This is a genomic window from Pseudomonadota bacterium (assembly GCA_026390555.1).
Taxonomy (GTDB): Bacteria; Bdellovibrionota_C; UBA2361; order UBA2361; family OMII01; genus OMII01.
Genome location: JAPLFS010000063.1, coordinates 22,456 through 46,406, shown reverse-complemented (window position 1 = coordinate 46,406; position 23,951 = coordinate 22,456). Strand labels below are relative to the sequence as shown.

23 protein-coding genes and 1 pseudogene are annotated in these 23,951 nt (G+C 50.3%); 20 read left to right on the top strand and 4 right to left on the bottom strand.

What is annotated here, in order from left to right:
- Window positions 1-14: 14 nt before the first annotated feature.
- On the bottom strand, window positions 15-386 hold the full coding sequence (locus tag NTV65_08280; protein ID MCX6115192.1) for a hypothetical protein: 372 nt from the start codon (window positions 384-386) through the stop codon (window positions 15-17).
- Window positions 387-927: 541 nt separating this feature from the next.
- Between NTV65_08280 and rpoZ the strand changes: the two are divergent.
- The 10 genes and pseudogenes from rpoZ (at window position 928) to infA (ending at window position 14,436) form a co-directional block, all read left to right on the top strand.
- Window positions 928-1,107, top strand: a pseudogene (rpoZ, locus tag NTV65_08275) (DNA-directed RNA polymerase subunit omega).
- A gap of 256 nt (window positions 1,108-1,363) precedes the next feature.
- Window positions 1,364-3,550 carry a bifunctional (p)ppGpp synthetase/guanosine-3',5'-bis(diphosphate) 3'-pyrophosphohydrolase gene (locus tag NTV65_08270; GenBank protein ID MCX6115191.1) on the top strand — a complete coding sequence of 729 codons (2,187 nt, stop codon included), beginning with the start codon at window positions 1,364-1,366 and terminating at the stop codon, window positions 3,548-3,550.
- A complete protein-coding gene (locus NTV65_08265) occupies window positions 3,547-4,626 on the top strand; it encodes a trypsin-like peptidase domain-containing protein (protein MCX6115190.1) in 1,080 nt (359 codons plus the stop codon). Before NTV65_08270 ends, NTV65_08265 begins: the two co-directional genes overlap by 4 nt.
- Window positions 4,627-4,636: 10 nt before the next feature.
- Window positions 4,637-6,472, top strand: coding sequence for a DNA mismatch repair endonuclease MutL (mutL, locus tag NTV65_08260; protein MCX6115189.1), 1,836 nt, complete (start codon window positions 4,637-4,639; stop codon window positions 6,470-6,472).
- 3 nt (window positions 6,473-6,475) lie between these two features.
- The gene (gene miaA / locus NTV65_08255) at window positions 6,476-7,531 is read left to right on the top strand and encodes a tRNA (adenosine(37)-N6)-dimethylallyltransferase MiaA (GenBank protein MCX6115188.1); all 1,056 of its coding nucleotides are present in this window, start codon (window positions 6,476-6,478) and stop codon (window positions 7,529-7,531) included.
- Between the two features lie 81 nt (window positions 7,532-7,612).
- Window positions 7,613-9,208: a hypothetical protein gene (locus NTV65_08250; protein ID MCX6115187.1), complete on the top strand. Its 1,596-nt coding sequence runs from the start codon at window positions 7,613-7,615 to the stop codon at window positions 9,206-9,208.
- A gap of 38 nt (window positions 9,209-9,246) precedes the next feature.
- Window positions 9,247-10,734 (top strand): hypothetical protein, encoded by a 1,488-nt coding sequence (locus NTV65_08245; GenBank protein ID MCX6115186.1) that lies wholly within the window; start codon window positions 9,247-9,249, stop codon window positions 10,732-10,734.
- 145 nt (window positions 10,735-10,879) lie between these two features.
- A complete protein-coding gene (locus NTV65_08240; protein ID MCX6115185.1) occupies window positions 10,880-12,799 on the top strand; it encodes a hypothetical protein in 1,920 nt (639 codons plus the stop codon).
- A gap of 291 nt (window positions 12,800-13,090) precedes the next feature.
- Window positions 13,091-14,074, top strand: a complete 984-nt coding sequence (locus NTV65_08235) for an acetyl-CoA carboxylase carboxyltransferase subunit alpha (protein MCX6115184.1) — start codon at window positions 13,091-13,093, stop codon at window positions 14,072-14,074.
- Window positions 14,075-14,196: 122 nt separating this feature from the next.
- Window positions 14,197-14,436 (top strand): translation initiation factor IF-1, encoded by a 240-nt coding sequence (infA, locus tag NTV65_08230; protein ID MCX6115183.1) that lies wholly within the window; start codon window positions 14,197-14,199, stop codon window positions 14,434-14,436.
- A 28-nt stretch (window positions 14,437-14,464) separates the two neighbouring features.
- On the opposite strand, the gene NTV65_08225 is transcribed toward infA, so the two are convergent.
- Complete coding sequence (locus NTV65_08225) at window positions 14,465-14,815, bottom strand: DUF971 domain-containing protein (GenBank protein ID MCX6115182.1); 351 nt, start codon at window positions 14,813-14,815, stop codon at window positions 14,465-14,467.
- A gap of 162 nt (window positions 14,816-14,977) precedes the next feature.
- On the opposite strand from NTV65_08225, the gene NTV65_08220 reads away from it, so the two are divergent.
- The gene (locus NTV65_08220) at window positions 14,978-15,160 is read left to right on the top strand and encodes a 30S ribosomal protein THX (protein MCX6115181.1); all 183 of its coding nucleotides are present in this window, start codon (window positions 14,978-14,980) and stop codon (window positions 15,158-15,160) included.
- Window positions 15,161-15,169: 9 nt separating this feature from the next.
- On the opposite strand, the gene NTV65_08215 is transcribed toward NTV65_08220, so the two are convergent.
- Entirely contained in the window at window positions 15,170-15,754 is a 585-nt protein-coding gene (locus tag NTV65_08215; GenBank protein MCX6115180.1) for a hypothetical protein, read from the bottom strand.
- Window positions 15,755-15,762: 8 nt separating this feature from the next.
- Entirely contained in the window at window positions 15,763-16,029 is a 267-nt protein-coding gene (locus NTV65_08210; protein ID MCX6115179.1) for a hypothetical protein, read from the bottom strand.
- A 46-nt stretch (window positions 16,030-16,075) separates the two neighbouring features.
- On the opposite strand from NTV65_08210, the gene coaD reads away from it, so the two are divergent.
- The 9 genes from coaD to gmk all read left to right on the top strand — a co-directional run bounded on the left by coaD (window position 16,076) and on the right by gmk (window position 23,947).
- Entirely contained in the window at window positions 16,076-16,642 is a 567-nt protein-coding gene (coaD, locus tag NTV65_08205) for a pantetheine-phosphate adenylyltransferase (GenBank protein ID MCX6115178.1), read from the top strand.
- Between the two features lie 175 nt (window positions 16,643-16,817).
- A complete protein-coding gene (gene ndk, locus NTV65_08200; GenBank protein ID MCX6115177.1) occupies window positions 16,818-17,231 on the top strand; it encodes a nucleoside-diphosphate kinase in 414 nt (137 codons plus the stop codon).
- A gap of 47 nt (window positions 17,232-17,278) precedes the next feature.
- A complete protein-coding gene (gene rlmN / locus NTV65_08195) occupies window positions 17,279-18,397 on the top strand; it encodes a 23S rRNA (adenine(2503)-C(2))-methyltransferase RlmN (GenBank protein ID MCX6115176.1) in 1,119 nt (372 codons plus the stop codon).
- Between the two features lie 12 nt (window positions 18,398-18,409).
- Window positions 18,410-19,513, top strand: coding sequence for a glycosyltransferase family 9 protein (locus NTV65_08190; GenBank protein ID MCX6115175.1), 1,104 nt, complete (start codon window positions 18,410-18,412; stop codon window positions 19,511-19,513).
- On the top strand, window positions 19,500-20,258 hold the full coding sequence (locus NTV65_08185; GenBank protein MCX6115174.1) for an AarF/UbiB family protein: 759 nt from the start codon (window positions 19,500-19,502) through the stop codon (window positions 20,256-20,258). The genes NTV65_08190 and NTV65_08185 overlap by 14 nt, the downstream gene beginning before the upstream one ends.
- Window positions 20,251-21,294, top strand: coding sequence for a glycosyltransferase family 9 protein (locus NTV65_08180; GenBank protein MCX6115173.1), 1,044 nt, complete (start codon window positions 20,251-20,253; stop codon window positions 21,292-21,294). Before NTV65_08185 ends, NTV65_08180 begins: the two co-directional genes overlap by 8 nt.
- A 67-nt stretch (window positions 21,295-21,361) precedes the next feature.
- Window positions 21,362-22,375, top strand: coding sequence for a PfkB family carbohydrate kinase (locus tag NTV65_08175; GenBank protein MCX6115172.1), 1,014 nt, complete (start codon window positions 21,362-21,364; stop codon window positions 22,373-22,375).
- Window positions 22,375-23,286: a YicC family protein gene (locus tag NTV65_08170; GenBank protein ID MCX6115171.1), complete on the top strand. Its 912-nt coding sequence runs from the start codon at window positions 22,375-22,377 to the stop codon at window positions 23,284-23,286. The genes NTV65_08175 and NTV65_08170 overlap by 1 nt, the downstream gene beginning before the upstream one ends.
- 4 nt (window positions 23,287-23,290) lie before the next feature.
- Window positions 23,291-23,947, top strand: a complete 657-nt coding sequence (gene gmk, locus NTV65_08165; GenBank protein ID MCX6115170.1) for a guanylate kinase — start codon at window positions 23,291-23,293, stop codon at window positions 23,945-23,947.
- Window positions 23,948-23,951 lie beyond the last annotated feature (4 nt).

The window sequence follows — 23,951 nt, the reverse complement described above, 5'->3', positions numbered from 1 at the left end:
ATGAGCATCTCTAATCAGGAGACGATGTTGTTATTATGATAGGTAGCATTCAGTGCGTATTGTGCTGCTATCTCAGCAAGATTAATTTTTATCTTTGTTAGCGCCAGTTTGATAATGGGTAAGGGGTACTCTAAACGTGAGGCTGTGCTTCCTACCGATAGACATGCAGCTTCAGTTAAGGCATTAAAATCAGCGCGTTCAATCGCTTCACGCATCTTAGAAATCTGTCTTAGATGCGTAGGCAGCTTCTCTATCGTATCAGTAATACAGTCAGGAATATCGGTAGCAGGCGGAAATATGCTAGCAACCTTATTAGGAAATTCAAGTGTAGCGGACACCTGCTCTATAAATTCGCGTGCATTATCTATATGAAAGCTTCGATTCACTGATGTTTTCGCTTTGTCTATTTCCCCAAAGGCGGCCCATAAACAGAGTGTAGAGCTGTGAAGGTTCGTGTATATGAAGGATAGACTATCGTAACGTCGGAAAAGAACGCTCTCATCAGCAGTGTACATCTTGGCAACACCGCTAGGCACCGACGGCATGACCAAGAAGTCCGTGGGACTCTCCTGTTTTACCCTTAGATTACTGGGAAGAAACACCATATGTGTACCTTGGCTACGGTAGCAGATCGCTACTCATTGCAGAGAGAGCATAAGTTTCAGTTGATGAGACCCATAATATAACATGCGTATCTGCCACCGCAAATCTACCTAAAAACAACCGCCTTAATCAATAGTTTCGTTATCTTAGCGGCATAAATAACACGGAAAGGTGGTTTTTGCTCTGTAATATGGCCGGGTTGTGGGCATTTACAGCCTGAAGAGGCTTTGCTAGTGTCCATAATACCGTAGAAATATCGGTCGTTTATCCATCCAGGGGGCGCCGTAGTTAAGGTGTCCATCAGCTGATAGGGAGTTTGTATTTATGGCTCGAATTACCGTTGAAGATTGCCTCGTCCAAGAGAATAACCGTTTCTCATTAGTGCAGCTTGCATCCAAGCGTACTAAGCAGATTCTACAGGGTGGCACGATTCAGATCGCTGATAGAAGGAACAAGGCTGTAGTGACAGCACTGCGTGAGATCGCAGCCAGCAAGGTTCGCTTCATGACCCCAGAAGAGACGGAGGCATACGAGGAGCAGCGTGCACGTGAGCTCGAGGCTCAGCGCTCAGTAGAGATAGCGGAGCGTGAGCGTCGTCCAGAGATCGGAGCAGGGCTCTTCTCTAATGGCGGCGATGTGCGTTCGGTGGATTTTCTTAAGGACTCTCTGATGAAGACCGGATCTCTGCCTGCGTCTGATGACGAGAACGAGGTATAGTTGCTTCTCAATACTGATCGAATAGAGGGCTAGGGCGTTCATCATGTCCTTTGAGCAGATCGCTGAGGCTGTTAAAAAATATCATCCGACTCCGGATCTAGTTACCTTAAAAAAAGCATATGACTTTGCAGTCGAGTGCCACGCCGGACAGGTGCGTGCATCGGGTGATCCGTACTTTAAGCACGTCGAAGAAACGGCGCTGTTAGTATGTCAACTAAAGCTTGATGAGCCATCAGTAATTGCCTCTCTGCTGCACGATACGATTGAAGATAGTGAGATAACGCGAGAGGAGATTCAGAAACATTTCGGCCCAGGGGTGGCCGATATAGTTGAGGGGGTAACCAAGCTTACCCGTATTGAGTTTGAATCGCGCGAGGAAAAGCAGGCCGAGAACTTCCGTAAGATGCTGCTTGCGATGGCCAAGGATATCCGAGTGGTGCTGGTTAAGCTTTGCGACCGTCTGCACAACATGCGAACGCTCAGTTTTTTTAGCGAGGATAAGCAGCGGCGTATCGCAACCGAGACTCAAGAGATCTACGCACCACTGGCGAACAGGCTTGGTATTCACTGGCTGAAATCAGAGCTAGAGGATCTTTGTCTCCTTTATCTTCGTCCAGAGATGCATGCGCAGATTAATCAATACATTACAACGACAGCCCCAGAGCGTGATGCCTATGTTGAGCGCGTAACACAGGAGATTCAAAAGCAGCTTGCAGAGGCAGGGGTCTCAGCTGCAGTAAAGGGGCGCGGTAAGCACCATTACTCGATCTGGCAGAAGATGGATCGTGATAAACTCTCATTTGAAGAGGTCTACGATCTGCTTGGATTCAGGGTGGTGGTTCCAACTGTACGTGCCTGTTATGAGTCGCTCGGTGTTGTGCACTCAACCTGGAAACCTGTTCCTGGACGCTTCAAAGACCTGATAGCCATGCCCAAGCCAAACATGTATCAGTCGCTCCATACTACGGTGATCGGCCCGGATGGTCAGCGCATTGAGATTCAGATTAGAACCCCAGAGATGCATCGTATTGCTGAGGAGGGGATCGCTGCACATTGGCGTTACAAGGAGGGCGAGGGTGCGCCAACTTTTGATCTGCAGTGGGTCAAGGAGCTTGTTGAAACGCAACAATATCTCAAGAATCCCGATGAGTTTATCCAATCTGTTAAGGGCGAGCTTTATCCTGAAGAGGTATTTATCTTCACGCCAAAGGGGGATCTCGTACGTCTTTCGTCCGGCGCGACCCCAGTTGATTTTGCATACTCGGTTCATACCGATGTTGGCCACCATACGATAGGCGCACGGGTAAACGGGCAGATGGTTTCACTTGAGCATGTGCTTTCAAATGGTGATACCGTTGAGGTTATCACCTCTAAGAACCATGTGCCGAGCAAGGACTGGCTTAAGTTCGTACGCTCTACAAAGGCCAAGCAACGCATAAGAGCCTTCCTTAAGGCCGATGAGAATGTTCGCTCGCTGGCGCTCGGTATAGAGATCCTCTCTAAGGACCTACGCAAGGTCAAACTGAGCGTTAAGAAACTTGAAAAGGATGGTCGACTTCTACAGGTGGCTAACGATCTTGGCCTGAAAACAGAGGGCGAGCTATTCGCCGGTGTTGGGTACGGGCGTATCAGCACTGCAAAGATTATAGCCAAGCTGCTTCCAGAGGGCACCAATGTTGAGGAGAAGTTAACGGCAACAGCTACGCCGATGCAGCGCATCTTCCAGCGCGCAGCACTATCTAGCCGTGAGCGTATCGGTGTGCAGGTCTCCGGTATTGATAATATCCTGGTACGGTTTGCGAAATGCTGCGAACCACTGCCGGGAGATCGGATCGTTGGATTTATCACACATGGGCGCGGCGTAACGGTACATAATGCTGACTGTGGGCAGATACTTAATAGCGATCCGCAGCGGCGTGTGGATGTCAACTGGGATAAGGTCGTAAAAACCTCTCGTCGTGTGCGCATTACGGTTGCATCGCAGGACCAGATGGGACTACTTGCGAATGTGACCCAGGCTATTACCGCAAATGGAGCTAATATTACCAGCGCACAGATCAAGACCGAGCATGGTAGAGCAGCTATTAATTTTGAATTAGTTATCGATGATGCTCAACAGCTGCATAAAATAAAGCGGGCGATTGAAATGGTGCCCGGCGTTATCAAGGTGGAGCGGGTGCGACACCTTTCGCCATCTTCCAGTGCAGACGATATGGAGAATGATGCGTGAAGAGGTTGCTTCTGACGCTTGCACTAATCTTTTTTACTGCGCCGTCACTATACGCAGCCCCTTCTGTAGTTGCATCCCGTACGCAGGATGAGCAAAGTACTATCGACACTTACAAGCGTGCTAATCAGTCGGTGGTCTTTATTACCACCCGTACGTTCGTAGTTGATTCATTTACGTTCTTTGATGAGCTTAAGCCGCAAGAGGGAACTGGCACTGGAACTATAGTCGATGTGCAACGTGGTATAGTACTTACGAACCTGCATGTAATCGAGGGCGCGTTGGAGTCTGGGGGCAGCGTTGAGATTATGCTCCCTAATGGACACAACAGTAAGGCGAAGCTGCTTGGTTTTGATGTAGAGAGCGATATCGCTGTGTTGCAGCTCTCAGAGATCCCGAAGAGTATCGTGGCGCTGCCATACGGTGATTCATCGCGGCTTGAGGTTGGTCAACGGGTGCTCGCCATCGGAAATCCGTTCGGGCTTTATCGCAGTTTGACAGCCGGAATTATCTCCTCACTCGATCGAACCATGAAGACCCCGAGGGGCGCACTTTTAAAGGATCTGATTCAGACCGACGCTTCGATTAATCCGGGGAATTCCGGTGGCCCGTTACTTGATTCTGAGGGGAGGTTAATCGGAATAAATACGGCTATCTTAAGTCAATCTGGAGATTCTGCCGGGATCGGATTCGCAGTACCGATTAATAGCATAAAACGCATCCTGCCTGAACTAATATCGACCGGAAAGGTCAAGCGCCCCCGCATGGGATGGCAGTTAGTTGATACCGATCAAGGTCCTATGGCGCTCAGAACGATGGCAGATGGGGCGGCTGAGCTGGGGGGTATTAAAGCCGTTGAACGGGAGCTAAGTGAGAGGGGCTTCGTGCGGGGATATCAACGCGATATAGAGGGGGCGGACCTTATTTATAAAGTAAATAGAGAAAGAGTTCACAATCGAGATGAGGTGGAGGATAGTATCCGTCGATCGGCACGCTTAGAGAGTATCCGCTTTACTCTGCGGCGTGGGGGCATGTACGGGAAGGAGCGAGAGATATCAATCGTTCCGAAGTGGGAATAGATCCTAGCAGATGAAGATTAAAGTTCTTTCAGATACGGTAATTAATCAGATCGCAGCGGGCGAGGTGGTCGAGCGTCCATCATCGGTTGTGCGCGAGCTGGTAGATAATGCCGCTGATGCTGGCGCTAAGGATATCTGCGTAACCTTAGAGGCTGGAGGTCACAGCCGCATGCGTGTGCGTGATGATGGCTGCGGTATGACCCGTGATGAGGCCATCCTCGCGTTTGAGCGACACGCCACCTCGAAGGTCTCTGCAATCGAGGATCTGCTTAACCTGGCAACGCTCGGATTTCGCGGTGAGGCGCTCGCCTCTATCGCCGCCGTCTCTAAGGTCAAGCTTATAACTAGGAGCCGTGAGGCAGAGGTTGGAACCTCGATTACATTCAGGGGTGGAAAGCTCATAGATGTGCAGAGTTGCGCTTGGAACGAGGGGACCGAGATCGAGGTTGAGCACCTATTTTTTAATACACCTGCACGCAGAAAGTTTCTAAAGTCGCCCCGTGCTGAGCTGGCCCGTATTCGCACCTGGCTAATGCAGTCAAGTTTAGGACGGTTCGACGTACGATACCGATTGATATCGGATGGAGATGAGGTGCTGAACTTAGCACGGGCTAGGAGCATCGCTGAACGGGGAGCGCAGGTGTGCGCTGGGGACCTTATGCCGGTAGCGCTCGAAGAGGGTGGCATCTCGGTAACCGGTATGGTCGGCCATCCTGGGCAGGCGCTAGCTGATTCAACTGGACTTAGCATCCTTATTAATGGACGACTCGTCTCTGACAAATTGGTTGTTAGGGCGGTGCGTGAGGGCTACGACTCGATGTTAAAGGACCGTGAGTTCCCGGTCGGATATATCTCGCTCGCTCTTCTAGCGGAGGACGTCGATGTAAACGTGCACCCGCAGAAAAGTGAGGTCCGTTTCAGGCATCCTAACCAGATCTTTGCTGTGGTTCGTGGGGCGGTGCTGGCTGCGGTGCGGGGTATTCGTCAACCGATGTCGTTTGCTGCCGCTACTGTGGGTAACATGGCTACGCCCCCTGTGTTGATCTATCAGGGAGCAGTTGTAGGGTCACCGCAGCCGCTAGTGTTTGAGGCCCCGCGTTCGCTTGAGGACATGGTAAGGGAGGTTTTTCCTGACCCACCACGCTCCTTACTAGCTTCTGGGCAGCCAGTACAGAGGCAACCCTCCTTCTTTAAGCTTGAAGCGCCAGAGGGCTACGCAAATCCAAACCGTTATAGCAGCCCTCATAATACGGGGCCGTTTCGTTTCTCTGACATGCGCTACGTCGGGCAGGTGCTTGAGTGTTATCTGATCTGCGAATTAAACGACAAACTGGTAGTGCTTGATATGCACGCGGCACATGAGCGGGTCAATTATAATAAGATCCGACGCGCACGAGCAGAGCACACCCTGCAGGTACAGAAGCTCCTTATTCCGGAGGTTGTGCAGCTTACAGAGGAGCAGGTTACGGTGATTATGGAGCAGGAGGATGCGCTTAAGGCCCTCGCGTTTGAGGTAGAGCAGCTCTCTAGTGATACCGTTCGGGTGTGTGGAGTGCCGGGAATAATTTCACACCTTCGTCCAGCGAGTCTGATTAAGGAGTTCGCAGTTGAGCCGGTTATCGCTGGGTGGCGTGAGCGGCTTGAGGAGCGGATCGATCATATGGTGGCCCGTATCGCCTGTCACGCCAGCGTTCGCTCAGGTGATACGATGTCGCGTCCAGAGGCGTATGCGCTCTTTGTGCAGTTAGATGATGCAGAACTTTCCGCGGCCTGTCCGCACGGCAGGCCGGTGGTGACAGAATTTAGTCGTGATGGCGTAGAGCGGTGGTTCGGAAGGGACCGTTAGCTCATGACTATCCCCTACAAGACCGTCGCGGTGTGTGGACCAACCGCTGCTGGTAAAAGTGCGCTCTCGATATCGCTTGCACGCGCCCTTGCTGCAGAGGTAGTTAACGTTGATTCGGTGCAGCTCTACAAGGGGTTCGATATAGGCTCGGCAAAGCTAACAGAGCGTGAGCGGGGCGGGGTCTCGCACCATCTGCTCGATATCTTTGAGCCCACGACGCCGGTCAACGTGGCGCTTTTTAGAGCTGCGGCGCTTGATGCGATTAGTAACATCTCAGCCCGTGGTAAGATCCCGCTATTAGTTGGGGGTTCTGGGATGTATCTGACGGTTCTGCTGCATGGGTTGGCGGATGTTCCGGCAACTCCTGTAGAGATCCGAGAGGCGATCGCTATGCTTAGTCCAGAGGGGAGGTATGCCGAGCTTTCAGTAGCGGATCCGCAAACTGCAGAGCGTCTTAATCCAGGGGATCTTCAACGCGTTTCGCGAGCACTTGAGATCGTGCGGGTAACGGGCAAAAAGCCGAGCGAGCTATTTGCACAGCATAACTTTGCGCCAGTGGAGGTCGTTTCACTGGTGCTTGTAATCTGTCGACCCCGTGATGAGCTGTATAAACGGATCGAGGCGCGCTCTGCGTTGATGGTAGAGGGGGGGCTAGTTGAGGAGAGCCGCAATCTTCTTGAGCGCTATGGAGAGGTGTCAGCTCTGAATACCCTTGGTTATAAACAGGCCTGCGATCTACTTAAGGGGAAACTTGAGCTTAAGAACCTTGCTGCTGAGATATCGCTGCATACTAGACGGTTCGCCAAGAGGCAGATGACCTACTGGCGTAATGAGCCGCTTAAACGGGGCTGGCTAGTAAGACCGGGTCCTCAGGAGCTGGCACAGGAGGTAACTGGATTTGAATCCTTTCCTGCCCGCGCACAGTCACGCATAAAGAGCTTTCGCACCTTTGCCCTAACGCCAGCTGCCTTAGAGCAGGCTGTTAAGCAGCGGCTAGAGGAGCCTCTGGAGCGGACAGAGGTTTGGTATATCGTTTCTGCGGAAACTAATTCCAACTAATTCGAACACCTTTATTACGATTTTGACTAAGGAATGGGTAAGGACGATCATCTATACATAACAGCTATAGATGGGTGTCTTGTGAGCAGTAGGACTGAAGAAAAATTTACCAGAAAGCTAGAGGATCCCTTCTATAAGGAGTCTATTAAGATTAGCGATCTTCCGCTCGCCAAGCTTCTAAATCAAATCAAAAAGGTAGCTTCGAGCATAGATAACGAAGCCGATAAAGAGCAGTTCTTAAGTGAGGTATTGTGCAAGAGCTTCTTTAGCTTTTACCGCGCCGGCAAATCTTCTAGTATAACGACACTTCTAAAAAGCGCCACAGATCTGAAGGAACTACAGGCATCAAGTTGGAAGCTTATAGAGTGGTATGCAGAACACCCCCTACGGGCATCAATATCTAGCATGTATAATAATCTAGGGATGCCGGACAGGAGAGAGGTCGAAGAACTAGTAGCGTGGTGTTCAGACGATAAAGGTAAGCTTAATGAAAAGCTCTTTAGCTCCATTACCGGGATGCAGGCTGGCAGTGGCTCGCCGGATCTCAAAGCTCTAGGGGCATTAAAAGATTTCTGCATAGAGAATGATACGTTTAATCAGGATCTCTTTCGCTCTATTACCGGCATGCAGGCTGGCTGTGGCATCCCGGATCTCAAATCTCTAGGGGCATTAAAGGATTCCTGCGCAAAGAATGATACGTTTAATCAGGATCTTTTTCGCTCCATTACCGGGATGCAGGCTGGCCGTGGTATGCCGAATCTTTCAGCTCTTACGGCATTAAAAGATTTTTGCATAGAGGATGAAAAGTTTAATCAGACCCTCTTTAGCTCGATTACTGGGATGCAGTGTCGGTGTGGTGTACCGATGCTCTCAGAGCTAACGGCATTAAAGGATTTCTGTACAGAGAATGATAAGTTTAATCAGGCCCTCTTTAGCTCGATTACCGGGATGCAGGGTGGCTGTGGTATGCCGAAGCTCTTAGATCTAGAGGCATTAAAGGGTTTCTGCACAGAGAATGAAAAGTTTAATCAGGCACTATTTAGCTCAATTACCGGGATGCAGTATGGCTGTGGCGTGCCGGATCTCGAAGATTTAGAGGCATTAAAGGATTTCTGCACAGAGAATAGACAGTTTAATCAGGATTTCTTTCGCGCGATTACCGGGATGCAGAATGGCTATGGCGTGCCAGATCTCGAAGATCTATCGGCATTAAAGGATTTCTGCACAAAGAATAAAGAGTTTAATCAGGATCTCTTTCGCTCCATTACCGGGATGCAGGCTAGCTGTGGCGTACCAGATCTGAAAGAGCTATCGGCATTCAAGGATTTCTGCACAAAGAATGAAGAGTTTAATCAGGCTCTCTTTCGCTCCATTTGCGGTATGCAGCGTGGCAAGGGCGTTCCGAATCTCAAAGCTCTAGCTGCATTAAAGGATTTCTGCACAGAGGGCGAAGACTTTAATCAGGCCCTCTTTAGCTCCATTACCGGGATGCAGAATAGCCGTGGTGTGCCGGATCTTAAAGCTATAGGGGCATTAAAGGATTTCTGCACAGAGGATGGAGAGTTTAATCAGGAGCTCTTTAGGTGGAGTGTCCAGAGACAACACAAACTGGGCATCCCCAGTTTAGAGGAGTTCAAGCACTTAAAAGCGTTATACTACGAGCAAACTGCTGCGTAGATAAGATAATTGTTACGGCAGCTATAGGGGTATCTCTTGTGAGCAGTAGGATCGAAGAAAAATTTACGAAGAAGCTAGAGGATTCCTTCTACAAGGAGTCTATTAAGATTAGCGATCGTCCGCTCGCTATACTTCTCGATCGAATCAGAAAGGTAGCTTCGAGCATAGATAATGAAGCCGATAAAGAGCAGTTCTTAAGTGATATACTGTGCAAGAGCTTCTTTAGTTTTTACCGCGCCGGAAAATCCACCAGTATAACGGCGCTTGTAAACAGTACAACACGCCTGAATCAACTACAGGCAGCAAGTTGGGAGCTGATAGAGTGGTATGCAGAACACCCACTACGGGCATCAATCTCTAGCATGTACGCTAATCTAGGCATGCCGGACAGGAGAGAGGTCGAAAAACTAGTGGCGTGGTGTTCAAAGGATACAGCTGAGTTAAATCAAAAGCTCTTTCGCTCTATTACCGGGATGCAGGCTGGCTGTGGTGTGCCGGATCTAAAATCTCTAGGGGCATTAAAGGATTTCTGCATAGAGGATGAAAAGTTTAATCAGGCACTCTTTAGCTCTATTACCGGGATGCAGGCTGGCTGTGGCGTGCCGGATCTCAAATCTCTAGGGGCATTAAAAGATTTCTGCATAGAGGATGAAAAGTTTAATCAGGATCTCTTTCGCTCTATTACAGGGATGCAGGCTGGCTGTGGCGTGCCGGATCTAAAATCTCTAGGGGCATTAAAGGATTTCTGCATAGAGAATGAAAAGTTTAATCAGGATCTCTTTCGCTCTATTACCGGGATGCAGGCTGGCTGTGGTGTGCCGGATCTTGAATCTCTAGGGGCATTAAAGGATTTCTGCATAGAAAATAGAGAGTTTAATCAGGTTCTCTTTCGCTCGATTACCGGGATGCAGAATGGCAGTGGAGTGCCGGATCTCAAATCTCTAGGGGAATTAAAGGATTTCTGCGTAGAGAATGAAGAGTTTAATCAGGATCTCTTTCGCTCTATTACCGGGATGCAGGGTGGCTACGGCGTGCCGGATCTCGCAGCTCTAAAGGCATTAAAGGGTTTCTGCATAGAGGATGAAAAGTTTAATCAGGGTCTATTTCGTTCCATTACTGGGATGCAGAATGGCTACGGCGTACCGGAGCTCTCAGCGCTAGCGGCATTAAAGGGTTTCTGTATAGAGGATGAAAAGTTTAATCAGGCCCTCTTTCGCTCCATTACTGGGATGCAGAATGGCTATGGCATACCGGATCTCGAAGCTCTAGCGGTATTAAAGGGTTTCTGCATAGAGGATGATACGTTTAATCAGGCACTATTTCGCTCCATTACCGGGATGCAGAATGGCTGTGGTATGCCGAAGCTCTCAGATCTAGCGGCATTAAAGGATTTCTGCACAGAGAATGATAAGTTTAATCACGATCTCTTTCGCTCCATTACTGGGATGCAGGCTGGCTGTGGTATGCCGAAGTTCTCAGCTCTAGCGGCAGTTAAAAGATTTCGGCACAAAGGGCATAGACTTTAATCAGGCTCTCTTTAGGTGGAGTATCCAGAGAAAACACAAACTGGGCATCCCCAGTTTCGAGGAGTTGAAGCGGTTAAAAGCGTTATACTACAAGCAAACTGCTGCGTAGATAAGATAAATGTTACGGCAACTATAGGGGTATCTTGTGAGCAGTAGGATCGAAGAAAAATTTACGAAGAAGCTAGAGGATACCTTCTATAAGGAGTCTATTAAGATTAGCGATCGTCCTCTCACCAAGCTTCTAGATCGAATCAGAAAGGTAGCTTCGAGCATAGATAATGAAGCCGATAAAGAGCAGTTCTTAAGTGAGGTATTGTGCAAGAGCTTCTTTATCTTTTACCGCGCCGGAAAATCCACCAGTATAACTGCGATTGTAAACAGTTCATCACGCCTGAATCAACTACAGGCAGCAAGTTGGGAGCTGATAGAGTGGTATGCTGAACACCCACTACGGACATCGATCTCTAGCATGTACGCTAATCTAGGGATACCGGACAGGAGAGAGGTCGAAGAACTAGTGGCGTGGTGCTCCAAGGATACAGGAGAGTTAAATCAAAAGCTCTTTCGCTCGATTACCGGGATGCAGGCTGGCTGTGGCGTGCCGGATCTCAAAGCTCTAGGGGTATTAAAGGATTTCTGCATAGAGGATAATAAGTTTAATCAGGATCTCTTTCGCTCCATTACCGGGATGCAGAATGGCTATGGCGTGCCGAATCTCAAAGATCTTTGGGCATTAAAGGATTTCTGCATAGAGGATAACAAGTTTAATCAGGGCCTCTTTAGCTCGATTACCGGGATGCAGAATGGCCGTGGAGTTCCGGATCTCAAAGCTCTAGGGGTATTAAAGGATTTCTGCACAGAGGATAACAAGTTTAATCAGGCCCTCTTTAGCTCCATTACCGGGATGCAGAGTGGGTGTGGTATGCCGAAACTCTCAGCTCTGGCGCCATTAAAGGATTTCTGCACAGAGAATGATACGTTTAATCAGGATCTCTTTCGCTCGATTACCGGGATGCAGCGTGGCTGTGGTATGCCGAATCTCTCAGCTCTAGCGGCATTAAAGGGTTTCTGCATAGAGAATGATAAGTTTAATCAGGATCTCTTTCGCTCGATTACCGGGATGCAGAATAGCCAGGGTGTGCCGGATCTCAAAGCTCTAGCGGCATTAAAGGGTTTCTGCATAGAGAATTATACGTTTAATCAGGAGCTCTTTCGCTCCATTACTGGGATGCAGAATGGCTGTGGCGTGCCGAAGCTTTCAGCTCTAGCGGCATTAAAGGATTTTTGCATAGAGAATGAGGAGTTTAACCAGGATCTCTTTCGCTCCATTACCGGGATGCAATCTGGCCGTAGAGTTCCGGATCTCAAAGATTTACAGGCATTAAAAGATTTCTGCATAGAGAATGAAGAGTTTAATCAGGGTCTTTTTCGCTCAATTACCGGGATGCAGAATCGCTGCGGCGTGCCGGATCTCGAAGCTCTAGCGGCATTAAAGGATTTTTGCATAGAGAATGAAGAGTTTAACCAGGATCTCTTTCGCTCGATTACCGGGATGCAGGCTGGCAGAGGTATGCCGAAGCTCTCAGATCTAGCCGCATTAAAGGGTTTCTGCTCAGAGAATGATACGTTTAATCAGGATCTCTTTCGCTCTATTACCGGGATGCAGAATGTCTGTGGCATGCCGGATCTCAAAGCTCTAGGGGAATTAAAGGATTTCTGCACAGAGAATGATACGTTTAACCAGGATCTCTTTCGCTCAATTACCGGGATGCAGGCTGGCCGTGGTATCCCAAATCTCTCAGATCTATACGAATTAAAGGGTTTCTGCATAGAGAATGATACGTTTAATCAGGATCTCTTTCGCGCCATTACCGGGATGCAGCGTAGCTGTGGTATGCCGGATCTCGAAGCTCTAGCGGCATTAAAGGATTTCTGCACAGAGAATGATAAGTTTAATCAGGATCTCTTTCGCTCGATTACCGGGATGCAGAATAGCCGTGGTTTGCCGGATCTCAAAGCTCTAGCGGCATTTAAAAGACTTCGGCACAAAGGACGTAGACTTTAATCAGGCGCTCTTTAGGTTGAGTATCCAGAGAAAACGCCAACCTGGCATCCCCAGTCGCGAGAATTTAGCGCAAAAGAGTTATAATATAAGCAACATGGTGACGAGCCCCCTGCAATAGTAGCTGCTGCGTAGATCTCTTTTGTGCGCAGTGGCGCTCTGAGGTGCATGATTAACCGCAAGATATATCATAACTTTAATGTGTTATGCCCCGCATGTTGGGTTTGACCAGTAGCGCCTAGTTGTGGAATGATCCGACCTTGGAAGATCTGTTATCGTTAAAGGTGTACACGCATGAGTCCGATTGAACATCCGCTCGATTTTGAACGACCATTGGTAGAGCTTGAGTATCAACTTGAGCGTTTAAAGGATGAGTTAGCCAGCGGTAACCAGTCGCGGCGAGCCGAGTACGCAGCGCTTGAGACTAAGGTCTCAAAGATAAGAAAGGAGATCTACAGCAAGTTGACCCCATATCAGCGGGTACAGCTCTCTAGACACTTCGATCGACCATTTACCCTCGATTATATCAAATTCATATTTTCTGATTTTATCGAACTGCACGGTGACAGACTCTTTAGGGACGACCCAGCTATAGTAGGCGGGACCGCCCGTCTGGGAGAGGTTCCGATCATGATTATCGGACACCAACGGGGACGCACTACCGCAGAGCGGCTGAAACGAAACTTCGGCATGGCTAATCCTGAGGGGTATCGTAAGGCTCTCAGGCTCTTCCGGATGGCTGAGAAGTTCGGTTTACCCCTGTTCACCTTTATCGATACGCAGGGTGCTTTCCCAGGCCTTGAGGCCGAAGAGCGTGGCCAGGCTGAAGCGATCGCCCGTAATTTAGCCGAACTCTCTGAGCTTACAGTTCCAATTATAAGCGTCGTAATCGGAGAGGGGGGCAGCGGCGGAGCGCTGGCACTCGGAGTTTCCGACCGTATCCTGATGCTTGAGAATGCGTGCTATTCCGTTATTACCCCTGAGGGTTGTGCATCGATCCTCTGGCACTCGGCTGGTAAGGCAGAGGTCTCTACTGAGCAGGCATCCCTGGCAGCAGAGGCCCTGAACGTTACAGCACAGGACCTTAAACGGCTTAACCTGATAGATGAGATAGTTCCTGAGCCAAGCGGTGGAGCGCATAGCAACCACAAGGAGGCGGCTGAAATACTACGGGCCGCCCTGGTTAGAAACCTCGATCCACTCTCGAAATTAACGGTTAAGGACCTTGTAGCCCAACGTTACGAGAAGTTCCGCCGGATTGGCCCCTTTGTTGGGTAGCTAGATCGCATCTTTTCAGCGAGTTGCATAAGATTTCAAGCAGGGGTACTCTCACTCAAACGACAGGTGCGCTACGGCGTGCATTTTAACTGTCAAGTACAGATGTAAAGGTCATAGGTCGCATGGCATCAAAGGACGCAATCGAGTTGAACGGAGTTGTTAAGGAGTGCTTTCCCAACGCATTTCGTGTGCAGTGTGATAATGGGCACGAGGTGCTAGCGCACCTTGCTGGCAAGATGCGTAAGTTCTACATCCGCGTTCTGCCTGGTGATAAGGTCATAGTTGAGATCTCACCATACGATCTCTCAAAGGGGCGTATCGTTAAGCGCCTAGTTGAGGTGCGTGGTCGTGGCCCAGGCTAAGCTTAGATAATCTAGCGATATCTAAATACTAGCGTTGTCCTAGTTCCAACAGTAGATTGAAGGGATAGATACCGGTCTCGTGACCATCACCCCAACGTATCCCTAGCGCGTATTGGCCAATCCCCCAGATCTCTTGCAGCTTTAACTCCTCCTCAAGACTACTATCAATGATAGCAAGAGAGCGCTTCTTGCCCGTCAGCGGTTTGGTATGTGTCGTATCGCCGCGCACCTCTCTGCAGGCCGCACAGGGGCACTCGCGGCGTAACAGCTCGCTACTTAAGGTAGTAACGGCTCCGTCTAGCCAGGTGATTGTCAGGCCTGAGGTTGCGTTTCGTCTGATCTCGGTTGGAGTTGGAAAAGCTGGGGAGGGGTGCGTCATAATGTTGTATTTTGGTACGATGATGCCACCTTATGGTTCCATATGAGAACCTATTCGACGTGGCGATAGTTATATAGTATAACTATTACTAAGTTTAGAGCTATGGCGCCCAATACTGGCGCTAGATCAATTATAATGTATATCTAAAGTAGTGGAGTTTTTATGGGTAGGGGAGATAAGAGCACTCGTCGAGGAAAGACCTTCAGCGCATCGTACGGCAATGCGCGTCCTCACAAGAGCAAGCAGGCAGCTTATAAGCCGACTGCAAAGACAGCTACAAAAGTAGCTACAAAAACAACTGGCACTGCAGTAAAGAAGGCTCCAGTAGCAAAGAAAAGCAAGTAATACAGCTTGCTACTTGGTCTGTGACGGAGCAATCGTCACACGGTTATCAACTAGAAACTTAAAGAGCTTTAGCTCTGTATCCCGTGCTAGGTGACGGTCGTACTGTCGTGCAAAGCGTGCGGCAGTTGGATCGACCCCCGTATGTTTAGCGGCGCGGCCCTCTTGCAGAGCACGCCAGGCATCACGGGAGCTTTTTGCAGACTCAGTTGCGTTGATCTTCCACAGTCCTTGCAGCGCTGTTTCTAATACCTGCGGCGGGGTGGTTTCAAGAACCTGGTAGAGTCCAAAGGTGCGCGCACGTTCGTTAACCTCATAGGTAGTTGCAAAGATATTCTGATCGCTCGTTAGAGCCTGATTATAGAGCGTAGTGCCCAAGCTCTTTGACTTTTCAAACGATCCACCTAGCGCCGAATATGCATTGAGCAGTTGTGACTTTCTGTCACGGTCGGCAAGTTTAATTTTATAGCCAACAACGGTGGCGGTTGATCCCGAGGCGATTAAAAGAGTAGCCATGAAGGTCATGGCGATCCAGTTATCCCGAAGTGGTCGGCGCTCTCTTGTTTGAATGGTAGTAGGGGGGCGTATATCTGTCATAGGGGCTCTTAGGTAACGTTTGACCTCAGGTGGGCCTGATTATACAGGGCATCGAGCTCTCGCTCTAGTGAGCCAAGCACAAAGATGTCCTGCTCGGTTATCTTTTGCTCCTTCCAGCAGTTGGCAAGGGCACCTTTATACTTAGCCAGTACCTTGAGAAGATTAGGTTTTATGGAGGAATCTAGCACCTCACTCTCTGTAAAGAGCAGAACATCCATGTAGCGCTTCTGTTTCGCCGCTAAGCGTGATAACTCCATGTCGTTAGACCTTTTCATATATTTAAAGAATACTTACTATTTACCATAGTCAATCAGAGGGGTCATGGCAAAATCTAATAGTCGAAAAGATTCAGCGCGTGCTACTGCTATTTCAGCAGATATTTCTACAGTGGTCTTTCCCGGATCCTTCGATCCGTTAACCAACGGACATGTTGATATAATCGAGCGCTCAAGCGAGATCTTTAGCAAGGTTATAGTGGCCGTTCTCTTTAACCCCTCCAAGGACTCCCTTTTTACAGAGCAGGAGCGGGTAGCGCTGATTACCAAGCAGTTCGTCAAGTATAAGGGCAGGGTCTCGGTTGTAAGCTTCTCGGGATTGCTCGTAGAGTTCGTACAGAGCACAGCAAGTCGGGTGGTTATCCGTGGCCTAAGGGCTATCTCAGACTTCGATTACGAAGCACAGATGGCGCTCGTTAATCGCAAGCTTGCCCCAGGTATAGAGACCTTCTTTCTTACCGCGCGGGAGGAGCACTCCTACATCAGCTCTACGGTCGTTAAACAGGTCGCCATGCTGGGCGGGGATGTTTCAAATATGGTTCCAAAGGTGGTCAGCAAGGCACTTGAGGCAAAGCATCGCGAGAGAAAGCGGCTGCAGGGGCTCTCCAGGTAGCCTAGAGTGCCCCTTGATAGGGGCTAACGGACACGGTCTGGCCAGGTAAATAGTTGCATTGATTCTAAAAACTCCCCTGACTTGAGTTAGATGCGGGTCCCGTTTATAGTAGTCGGGCCGCTCCGCGTATCTCGCTAGGAGCGCATCTCCCGCAAACGTAATAGGTAATAAGACCATGTCAATGCAACGTACCCTCTCTATCATCAAACCAGATGCAACTGCCCGTAACCTCGTTGGTAAGATCCTTGCCCATTTTGAGGAGGCTGGCCTTACTATCGTTACGGCGAAGATGATGACCCTAACCCCGGAGCAGTCCGGAGAGTTCTATATTATTCACAAGGAGCGGCCTTTCTACGGAGAGCTGATCGACTATATGTGCTCCGGTCGGGTGCTCGTATCGATACTTGAGGGTGAGGACGCTGTTAACCTAAATAGAAAGCTGATGGGTGCTACGGATCCTAAGAAGGCCGATGCTGGAACTATCCGTAATCTTTATGCTGAGAGCATAGCTGCAAATGCAGTGCACGGTTCAGATAGCCTTGAGAACGCAGCAACTGAGATTAAGCTTTTCTTTCCCGAGCTTAGTTAGTCTCTCTTTGCGTAACAAAGGAAACGATCGTGTTGGAATCAGCTATTGTGTCGGAACCAACCATTACATCCGAGCCAACTAAATCCGAGCTAAAGGATTTCTTTAACTATAGCTATGCCGAGCTGGTGGAGCTCCTCGATCTGGAGTTCGGAGCCACTAAGTTTCGCGCTACACAGCTCTTTGAGTGGGTATATCGTAAAGGAGTTACCGACATTCAAGAGATGACTAACATTAGTCGTGAGTTGCGTGAGCGTCTCTCGCAGGTGTTCGTTTTTCCTAAGGCGCGGATACATGATCGCCAGATTAGCTCGGATGGAACCCGTAAGTACCTCTTTGAGGTAGAGGGGGGAGATCTGGTCGAGTCGGTTATGATAAAGCAACCGAATCGCATGACCTTGTGTTTATCTTCTCAGGTAGGGTGCGCGATGGCGTGTACCTTTTGTCGCACCGGCACGATGGGGCTTAAACGGAGCCTCTCGACCTCAGAGATCCTGCGGCAGGTGAACGGAGTTCTTGAGGATGCCAAGAACTACGGAGATTCGTTCCAGAATATCGTATTTATGGGCATGGGAGAGCCGCTGCATAACTTCGATGGAGTAACCCGCGCTGTGCGTAACCTGACCGACCCGCTCGGATACGGCATGTCTCCACGCAAGGTTACGGTATCAACGGTTGGGCTCGTTCCGGCCATTAGAAAGTTGGCAGCTAGTGGAGTCTCGGTCAGTTTGGCGGTATCGCTCAACGCAACAACCGATGAGGTGCGTTCACGGATCATGCCGATTAATCACCGATTCCCGATTAGTGAGTTGTTGGCCGCAGTAAAGGACTTCCCAGTTGGGCCACGCAAGAAGGTCACGATTGAGTACGTGATGCTCGGCGGTGTGAACGATACCAACGACGATATGAAGCGACTCGCCAAGTTAATGCGCGGATTGCCGGTCAAGGTGAACCTTATTCCGTACAACGAGAACGCCGGACTCGGATATCTTTCGCCAAGCCGTGAGTGGGTCTTCGCTTGGCAGCGTTATCTTAACTCACAGGGGCTGCAGACCTTTATTCGCTGGTCAAAGGGGGCTGATATCGGGGCGGCGTGTGGGCAGTTGGCGACAGAATCAAAGCGGCCATCGCGCCTTGTGGTGCTAGATGAGCAACAGGTAGCAGCGTAATCAGGATATAGCGTGGCGAGTAATATTCTCTTAATTCCAAAGGGATTTCTTGGCGATATACTACTGCTGACGCCCACTATTGAGGCGCTCAAGTTGAGCGACCCCGAGGTGCGTATCTCAGTTCTCTGTTCAGATAAATTAGCTGAATTTGTGCAGCGCGATCCATACGTCGATGAAACTATCGTGCTAGATCGAACCGTTGAGGGTGCTGGCTGGAGCGGGCTAAAGCGTTTTGCAGCACGTCTTAAGGAGCGGCGTTTCGATCGGGTCTACTCGTTTCATAATTCTCCCAGAACGGCGCTGATGTTGTTTTTGGCTAGAATTCCAGAGCGCGTCGGCTACAGCGGAGCGTGGCTAAGTTTTCTCTACACCAGACGGGTTACCAAGACACCCAAGCAGCACGAGGTTATCCGTAACCTGGAGCTGGTACGAGCCGATCTTATATCATCAATTCAAGCGCAGGTTGATAAGGAGGCGCGCATGGGGCCCGCGCACGTATCGAGCTTCGCTACGCTAAGGCTTCCAGCGCAGGATGAAGCGCGGGTATCACAACGGGTACGCGAGATCTATCACGATGTAACCCCCTATGTGGTGCTTGCACCGGGCAGCGCCTGGGAGACCAAGCGTTGGTACGCTGAGGGGTTTAGAGAGGTTGCAGAGGGGTTTATTGCGCGCGGCATTCGGGTTGTTTTAAGCGGGGCTGAGAGCGATCGAAAGCGATGCCTTGAGATTGCAGAGGGCCTCTCAGTTATAAACCTATGCGGAGAAAGCTCGCTAGAGGAGCTGACCGCACTTATACGGCGAGCAGGCTGCCTTGTATGCAACGACAGTATGACGCTGCATCTAGCCTCTGCTCAACAGGTCCCAAGTGTTGTAGTGTTCTGTGCAACCTCGCCCAAGTTTGGTTTCGGTCCATGGAAAAACCGCGCGACGATCCTTGAAAAACAGGATCTATTCTGTAAGCCGTGTCGTAGGCACGGCTCAAGGCGCTGTCCAACCGGAACGAACGCATGTATGACGGGTGTGCCTGGAGGTGAGGTATTATCAGCAGCACTTGCTTTAATGGGATTAAGTAAGGGTGCTGTATTGAGGGAGAGATTACATGTCGTTGAGTAGTGAGATGGCTATGCAAAATATGATCGGGGCTAGTCAGGAGGAGTTAACGTTCGTTGAGGCGATACGTGGACCATACAGTGTAGCGAGTTTAACCGCGATGCCGGATCCGGTCGCAACTAAGATCGTTCAGTTAGTGCTGAGAGGTCTCGAATATCTGCCCAAAGAGGTGCTCGGTGGGCGTGGGCAGACCGGAGCACATGAGCTCCCGCATTACGGACGTGTTTTTGTAAAGCGCTATGCACACGGCGGACTGCTGCGCTCGATAACAAGGGGACGCTTTCTCTGCGTTGGTCCGATCAGATCGCGCGCAGAGTTTGAGATGTTAGAGCGCGTACGCGCAGTGGGGGTTAATGCGCCTAAGCCCTATGTGTATGTGACCTGCGGATCTTTCGTGTACAGCACCTGGCTAATCATGGAGGAGATCCCAAACACTAAATCGCTCGTTGAGCTTAGTGCGCAGGATTCAGACGGCTTGCAAGATGCGATGAAGAAGCTCTCAGTACAGCTCCTGACCCTTATTAAGAACAATATCCTCCACGTAGATCTACATCCGGGTAACGTTCTGGTAAACGAAGCAGGGGCTGTCTTTATCATTGACTTCGATAAGGCCCGAGTTTTTAGCGGCACACAGCATCAATTGCGCGATCTATACCTGACCCGTTGGAGACGGGCGGTTATTAAGCACGGATTATCGCCACTGCTTACTGAGCTAATGTCGCTGACCATGAGGAGTTACGATGACTAGAGCGACAGCCGCACAGGCTCCCCGTAACGTTCTTATCGTTCTGATGGGATCGTTGGGCGATGTCGTGCGGGGGCTAGCTCTTGTAGATGCTTGCAAAGCCGCATGGAGTGAATGTTCAATCACCTGGCTTGTGGAGCCGGCCTGCGCCGGTATCGTTAGGCTCCATCCCAGGATAGATCGAGTAGTTGTGTTTGAGAGGAGTAGGGGGCTTGCAGGGGTACTTAATCTCAGACGCGAGCTCAGAAGGGAGCATTTCGACGTAACCCTTGATCTGCAACGTCATTTAAAGAGCGGAATATTCTCGTGGCTCTCTGGCGCTAAAAGAAGGGTAGGGTTTAATCCAAAGGATACGAAGGAGTGCAACTGGCTCTTTAATACCGAATTTATTGCTGAGAGCGCCGAAAGTATCCCGAAGGTCGAGCACTACCTGAAATTTCTAGGCGTACTCGGTATCCCTGTTCCGGAACAGCTTTCAAGCGGACTGGAACATATCACCCTGGCAAATATCACTGCAGATTGGAAAGGGGAGCTCTCAGAACCCTACCTTGGCCTAGTGTTGGGCTCCTCATGGGATTCTAAGGATTGGCCAGAGGAGGGTTATGCAGGGCTGCTGGGCGCGCTTGAGGCAGAGGGCCTGCGCAGCGTTGTTCTATTGGGGGACCGCTCCAAGGTGGAGATGGCAGCGCGGCTTGAGGCTAGTGCGACTGCACTCAAGATCGTTAATCTTGCAGGAAAAACTACCCTTAAGGAGTTAGTTGGTGTGCTGCAGGGTGCGCGGGTATGTGTTGGCCCCGATTCCGGTCCGGCGCATATCTGCGGAGCCGTCGGTACACGCCATATAACCCTTTTCGGGCCGACCCCGATGATTAGGAACGCTCCACGGGGGAGCGAGGAGCTCTCGCTCTCATCATTAGTAGGGTGCTCCCCATGCAAGCGCCGCACCTGTCCGGGGCTCAATAAGGTCTGTATGAGGCTGATTAGCCCAGAGAGCGTTCTGCAGCGGATCGGGGATGTTATAAGCGAAAAGCGGCCCTAACGCTGTAACCGGTCACCGTCATTAAGCTCGGTAGCATCTACGAGCCTCCCTTGCTATAACCTCCTATATGCTCGGAAATAAGAAAGATCTACTAGCGACCCTCGATCGTATCGTCTCTACCCCCATACTGGTGGTGGGTGACCTGATCCTGGATAGATATATCTGGGGTAAGGTAGAGCGCATCTCGCCCGAGGCCCCGGTGCCGGTGGTTGAGGTACAGAGAACCGAGGACCGACTCGGCGGTGCGGGCAACGTGGTTAGAAACCTCGCTACCATCGGGGCAAAGCCTACCGTCTGCGGAATCGTTGGAAGTGATGAGGATGCGCAAGCCATGCTGCGGCTCTTCGCCGAGATCGGAGCGGACGTTAGAGGAGTTATAGTTGATGACTCGCGACCGACCGTACTTAAGACCCGCGTTATAGCTCACACACAACAGATTGTGCGTATCGATCGAGAGAGGTGTAACGGCGAGTCCCCGCAGGTAAATGAGCGAATTTCAGCAGCTATTGAGAGCTCAATAGATGGAGCAAAGGCCGTAATCCTCTCCGATTACGGCAAGGGCACCGTTTCTTCTCATGTGCTCGCAACGCTTCACCGTGCTTATGAGCAGCACAGACTTGGGCTATCAGTCAGGCCGCTCTTCGTTGATCCGCATCCCCGTAACTACGATAACTATCGTCGTATGAGTGTTGCAAAGCCGAATCGCAAGGAGGCTGAGATCGCCTCCGGTCGTAGTATCTCAAGCGTTGAGGATGCCTTTAAGGCCGCAGATATTTTGATGGAGCGCTGGAACTCTGAGATGATGGTAATTACGCTCGGCGAGGACGGTATGATAGTCCAACAGGCCGGAGGTCAAGCCGGGGTTCATCTTGAGACTATGGCGCAAGAGGTCTTCGACGTGAGCGGGGCAGGGGATACCGTCACGGCCGTATTCTGTGCCGCGCTAGCTACCGGAGCATCGCCGGTTATTGCGGGTGTGCTAGCAAATATCGCAGCCGGTATCGTTGTCTCTGAGGTCGGCACAGTGGCAATTGATATCGAGCGGTTGCGCAACGAAGTTTCACGATTTGGAGCCATCTAATGAATGCCGCCGCCGTAAAGGTATCAGTAAAGAGTATGACCGGCTTCGCGCGCGTTTCATTTGGAGCTGAAACGCTCGAGATCGATATCGAGGTTAAGTCCGTAAACCAGCGCTATCTGGAGATTATCTTTAAGGCTCCCAGACACTACTCGGCGATCGAGCGGGACGTTAAAGCTATCTTTCAACAACAGCATAGACGTGGACGTATTGAGATCTCCGTTACTCGACGCAGTAAGGATGTTGGGAACGGATCTGGGATTGAGTTTTCTCTCCCCTTCGATAGCGCTGTAAAGCGCTATTCAGCAGCTTGTAAGCGCTACGGAGCGCACGGCGATAGCTTGGCTGACTTTATCGGTGAACTGGTTCTGCGAGACGGTATGGCGGGTGAGGATAGCGATCTTCTATCCCAAGATGAAACATTTAACCTGTTACGAATTATCTCTGAGGCGAGTGAGGCGCTTGTTGTAATGCGCGAGACCGAGGGGCTCGGCTTGGTCTCTGATATCGTGCAGCGACTCTCTACGATAGAGTCGTTACGGAGCGAGATCGGAGTTATTATGGAGGGTGCTCCGACTAGGATTAAAGAGAGGATGGAGGAGCGGCTTAAAGTAGTAGCTTCTGATCTTAGACTCGATCCGGAGCGGCTAGCGCTTGAGGTGGCGTTATTAGCTGAGCGGGTGGATGTAAGTGAGGAGCTTGCGCGCCTTGATATTCACCTTGCGCAGTTTAGGGCGACCCTTAAGGGGCATCTCGATGGAATCGGACGAAAGCTAGACTTTATGACCCAAGAGATCGGGCGGGAGCTAAATACGGTCGCCTCAAAGGCGCAGGATGCGCGGGTCCAGGGCTTCGTTGTTGATGCCAAGGTTGCGTTAGAGCGAATTAGAGAGCAGGTTCAAAACGTAGAGTAAGACTATGCAGCGACAGTTAATTAGAAAGGGGATACTTTTTGTTTTAATGGGACCAACCGGTTCCGGTAAGTCAACCTTTTGTGGAAGGCTGATTAAAGAGAATCCTGAGACGATGCAGTATTCGATCTCCGCAACAACCCGTGCCCCACGAGCCAGCGAGGTGCAGGGCAAGAGCTATCACTTTATGTCTCGTGAGGAGTTTATCGAGCGCCGCACAAAGGGCGAGTTCTTTGAGTGGGAGGAGAATCACGGTAACCTTTACGGCACTCTACGCGCTAGCCTTGAAGATGGTATTAATGCCGGCAAAGATCTCCTCTTTCAGATCGATATTCGGGGCGCGTTGAATTTCAAGCAAAACTTTCCGCAAAATACCGTCACAATTTTCATTATTCCACCCACCTTTGCGGACCTTCAGAAACGTTTGCAGGGGCGCGGTACCGTTGATCCGCTCGAACTAGAGAGGCGCTTTGCAACGGCCAAGGGTGAATACGGGGCCTTGCTTAGCTTAGGGGGTGACACAGGTAAGATCGATTATCTGGTAGTTAATAACGAGCTAGACCAGACATACGAGGCGATCTATTCGATAGTGCTTGCGGAGCGTTCCCGCTATCATCGTATGGAACGTTCGTCGGTGGAGCAGTTTTGTGATATTTCAGCTTAGGGGC

Coding starts and splice junctions, on each gene's coding strand:
- NTV65_08270 (MCX6115191.1), top strand. CDS start 1,364: ATGTCCTTTGAGCAGATCGCTGAGGCTGTTAAAAAATATCATCCGACT.
- mutL (MCX6115189.1), top strand. CDS start 4,637: ATGAAGATTAAAGTTCTTTCAGATACGGTAATTAATCAGATCGCAGCG.
- miaA (MCX6115188.1), top strand. CDS start 6,476: ATGACTATCCCCTACAAGACCGTCGCGGTGTGTGGACCAACCGCTGCT.
- NTV65_08235 (MCX6115184.1), top strand. CDS start 13,091: ATGAGTCCGATTGAACATCCGCTCGATTTTGAACGACCATTGGTAGAG.
- infA (MCX6115183.1), top strand. CDS start 14,197: ATGGCATCAAAGGACGCAATCGAGTTGAACGGAGTTGTTAAGGAGTGC.
- NTV65_08225 (MCX6115182.1), bottom strand. CDS start 14,815: ATGACGCACCCCTCCCCAGCTTTTCCAACTCCAACCGAGATCAGACGA.
- NTV65_08220 (MCX6115181.1), top strand. CDS start 14,978: ATGGGTAGGGGAGATAAGAGCACTCGTCGAGGAAAGACCTTCAGCGCA.
- NTV65_08215 (MCX6115180.1), bottom strand. CDS start 15,754: ATGACAGATATACGCCCCCCTACTACCATTCAAACAAGAGAGCGCCGA.
- NTV65_08210 (MCX6115179.1), bottom strand. CDS start 16,029: ATGAAAAGGTCTAACGACATGGAGTTATCACGCTTAGCGGCGAAACAG.
- coaD (MCX6115178.1), top strand. CDS start 16,076: ATGGCAAAATCTAATAGTCGAAAAGATTCAGCGCGTGCTACTGCTATT.
- ndk (MCX6115177.1), top strand. CDS start 16,818: ATGTCAATGCAACGTACCCTCTCTATCATCAAACCAGATGCAACTGCC.
- NTV65_08185 (MCX6115174.1), top strand. CDS start 19,500: ATGTCGTTGAGTAGTGAGATGGCTATGCAAAATATGATCGGGGCTAGT.
- NTV65_08180 (MCX6115173.1), top strand. CDS start 20,251: ATGACTAGAGCGACAGCCGCACAGGCTCCCCGTAACGTTCTTATCGTT.
- NTV65_08175 (MCX6115172.1), top strand. CDS start 21,362: ATGCTCGGAAATAAGAAAGATCTACTAGCGACCCTCGATCGTATCGTC.
- NTV65_08170 (MCX6115171.1), top strand. CDS start 22,375: ATGAATGCCGCCGCCGTAAAGGTATCAGTAAAGAGTATGACCGGCTTC.
- gmk (MCX6115170.1), top strand. CDS start 23,291: ATGCAGCGACAGTTAATTAGAAAGGGGATACTTTTTGTTTTAATGGGA.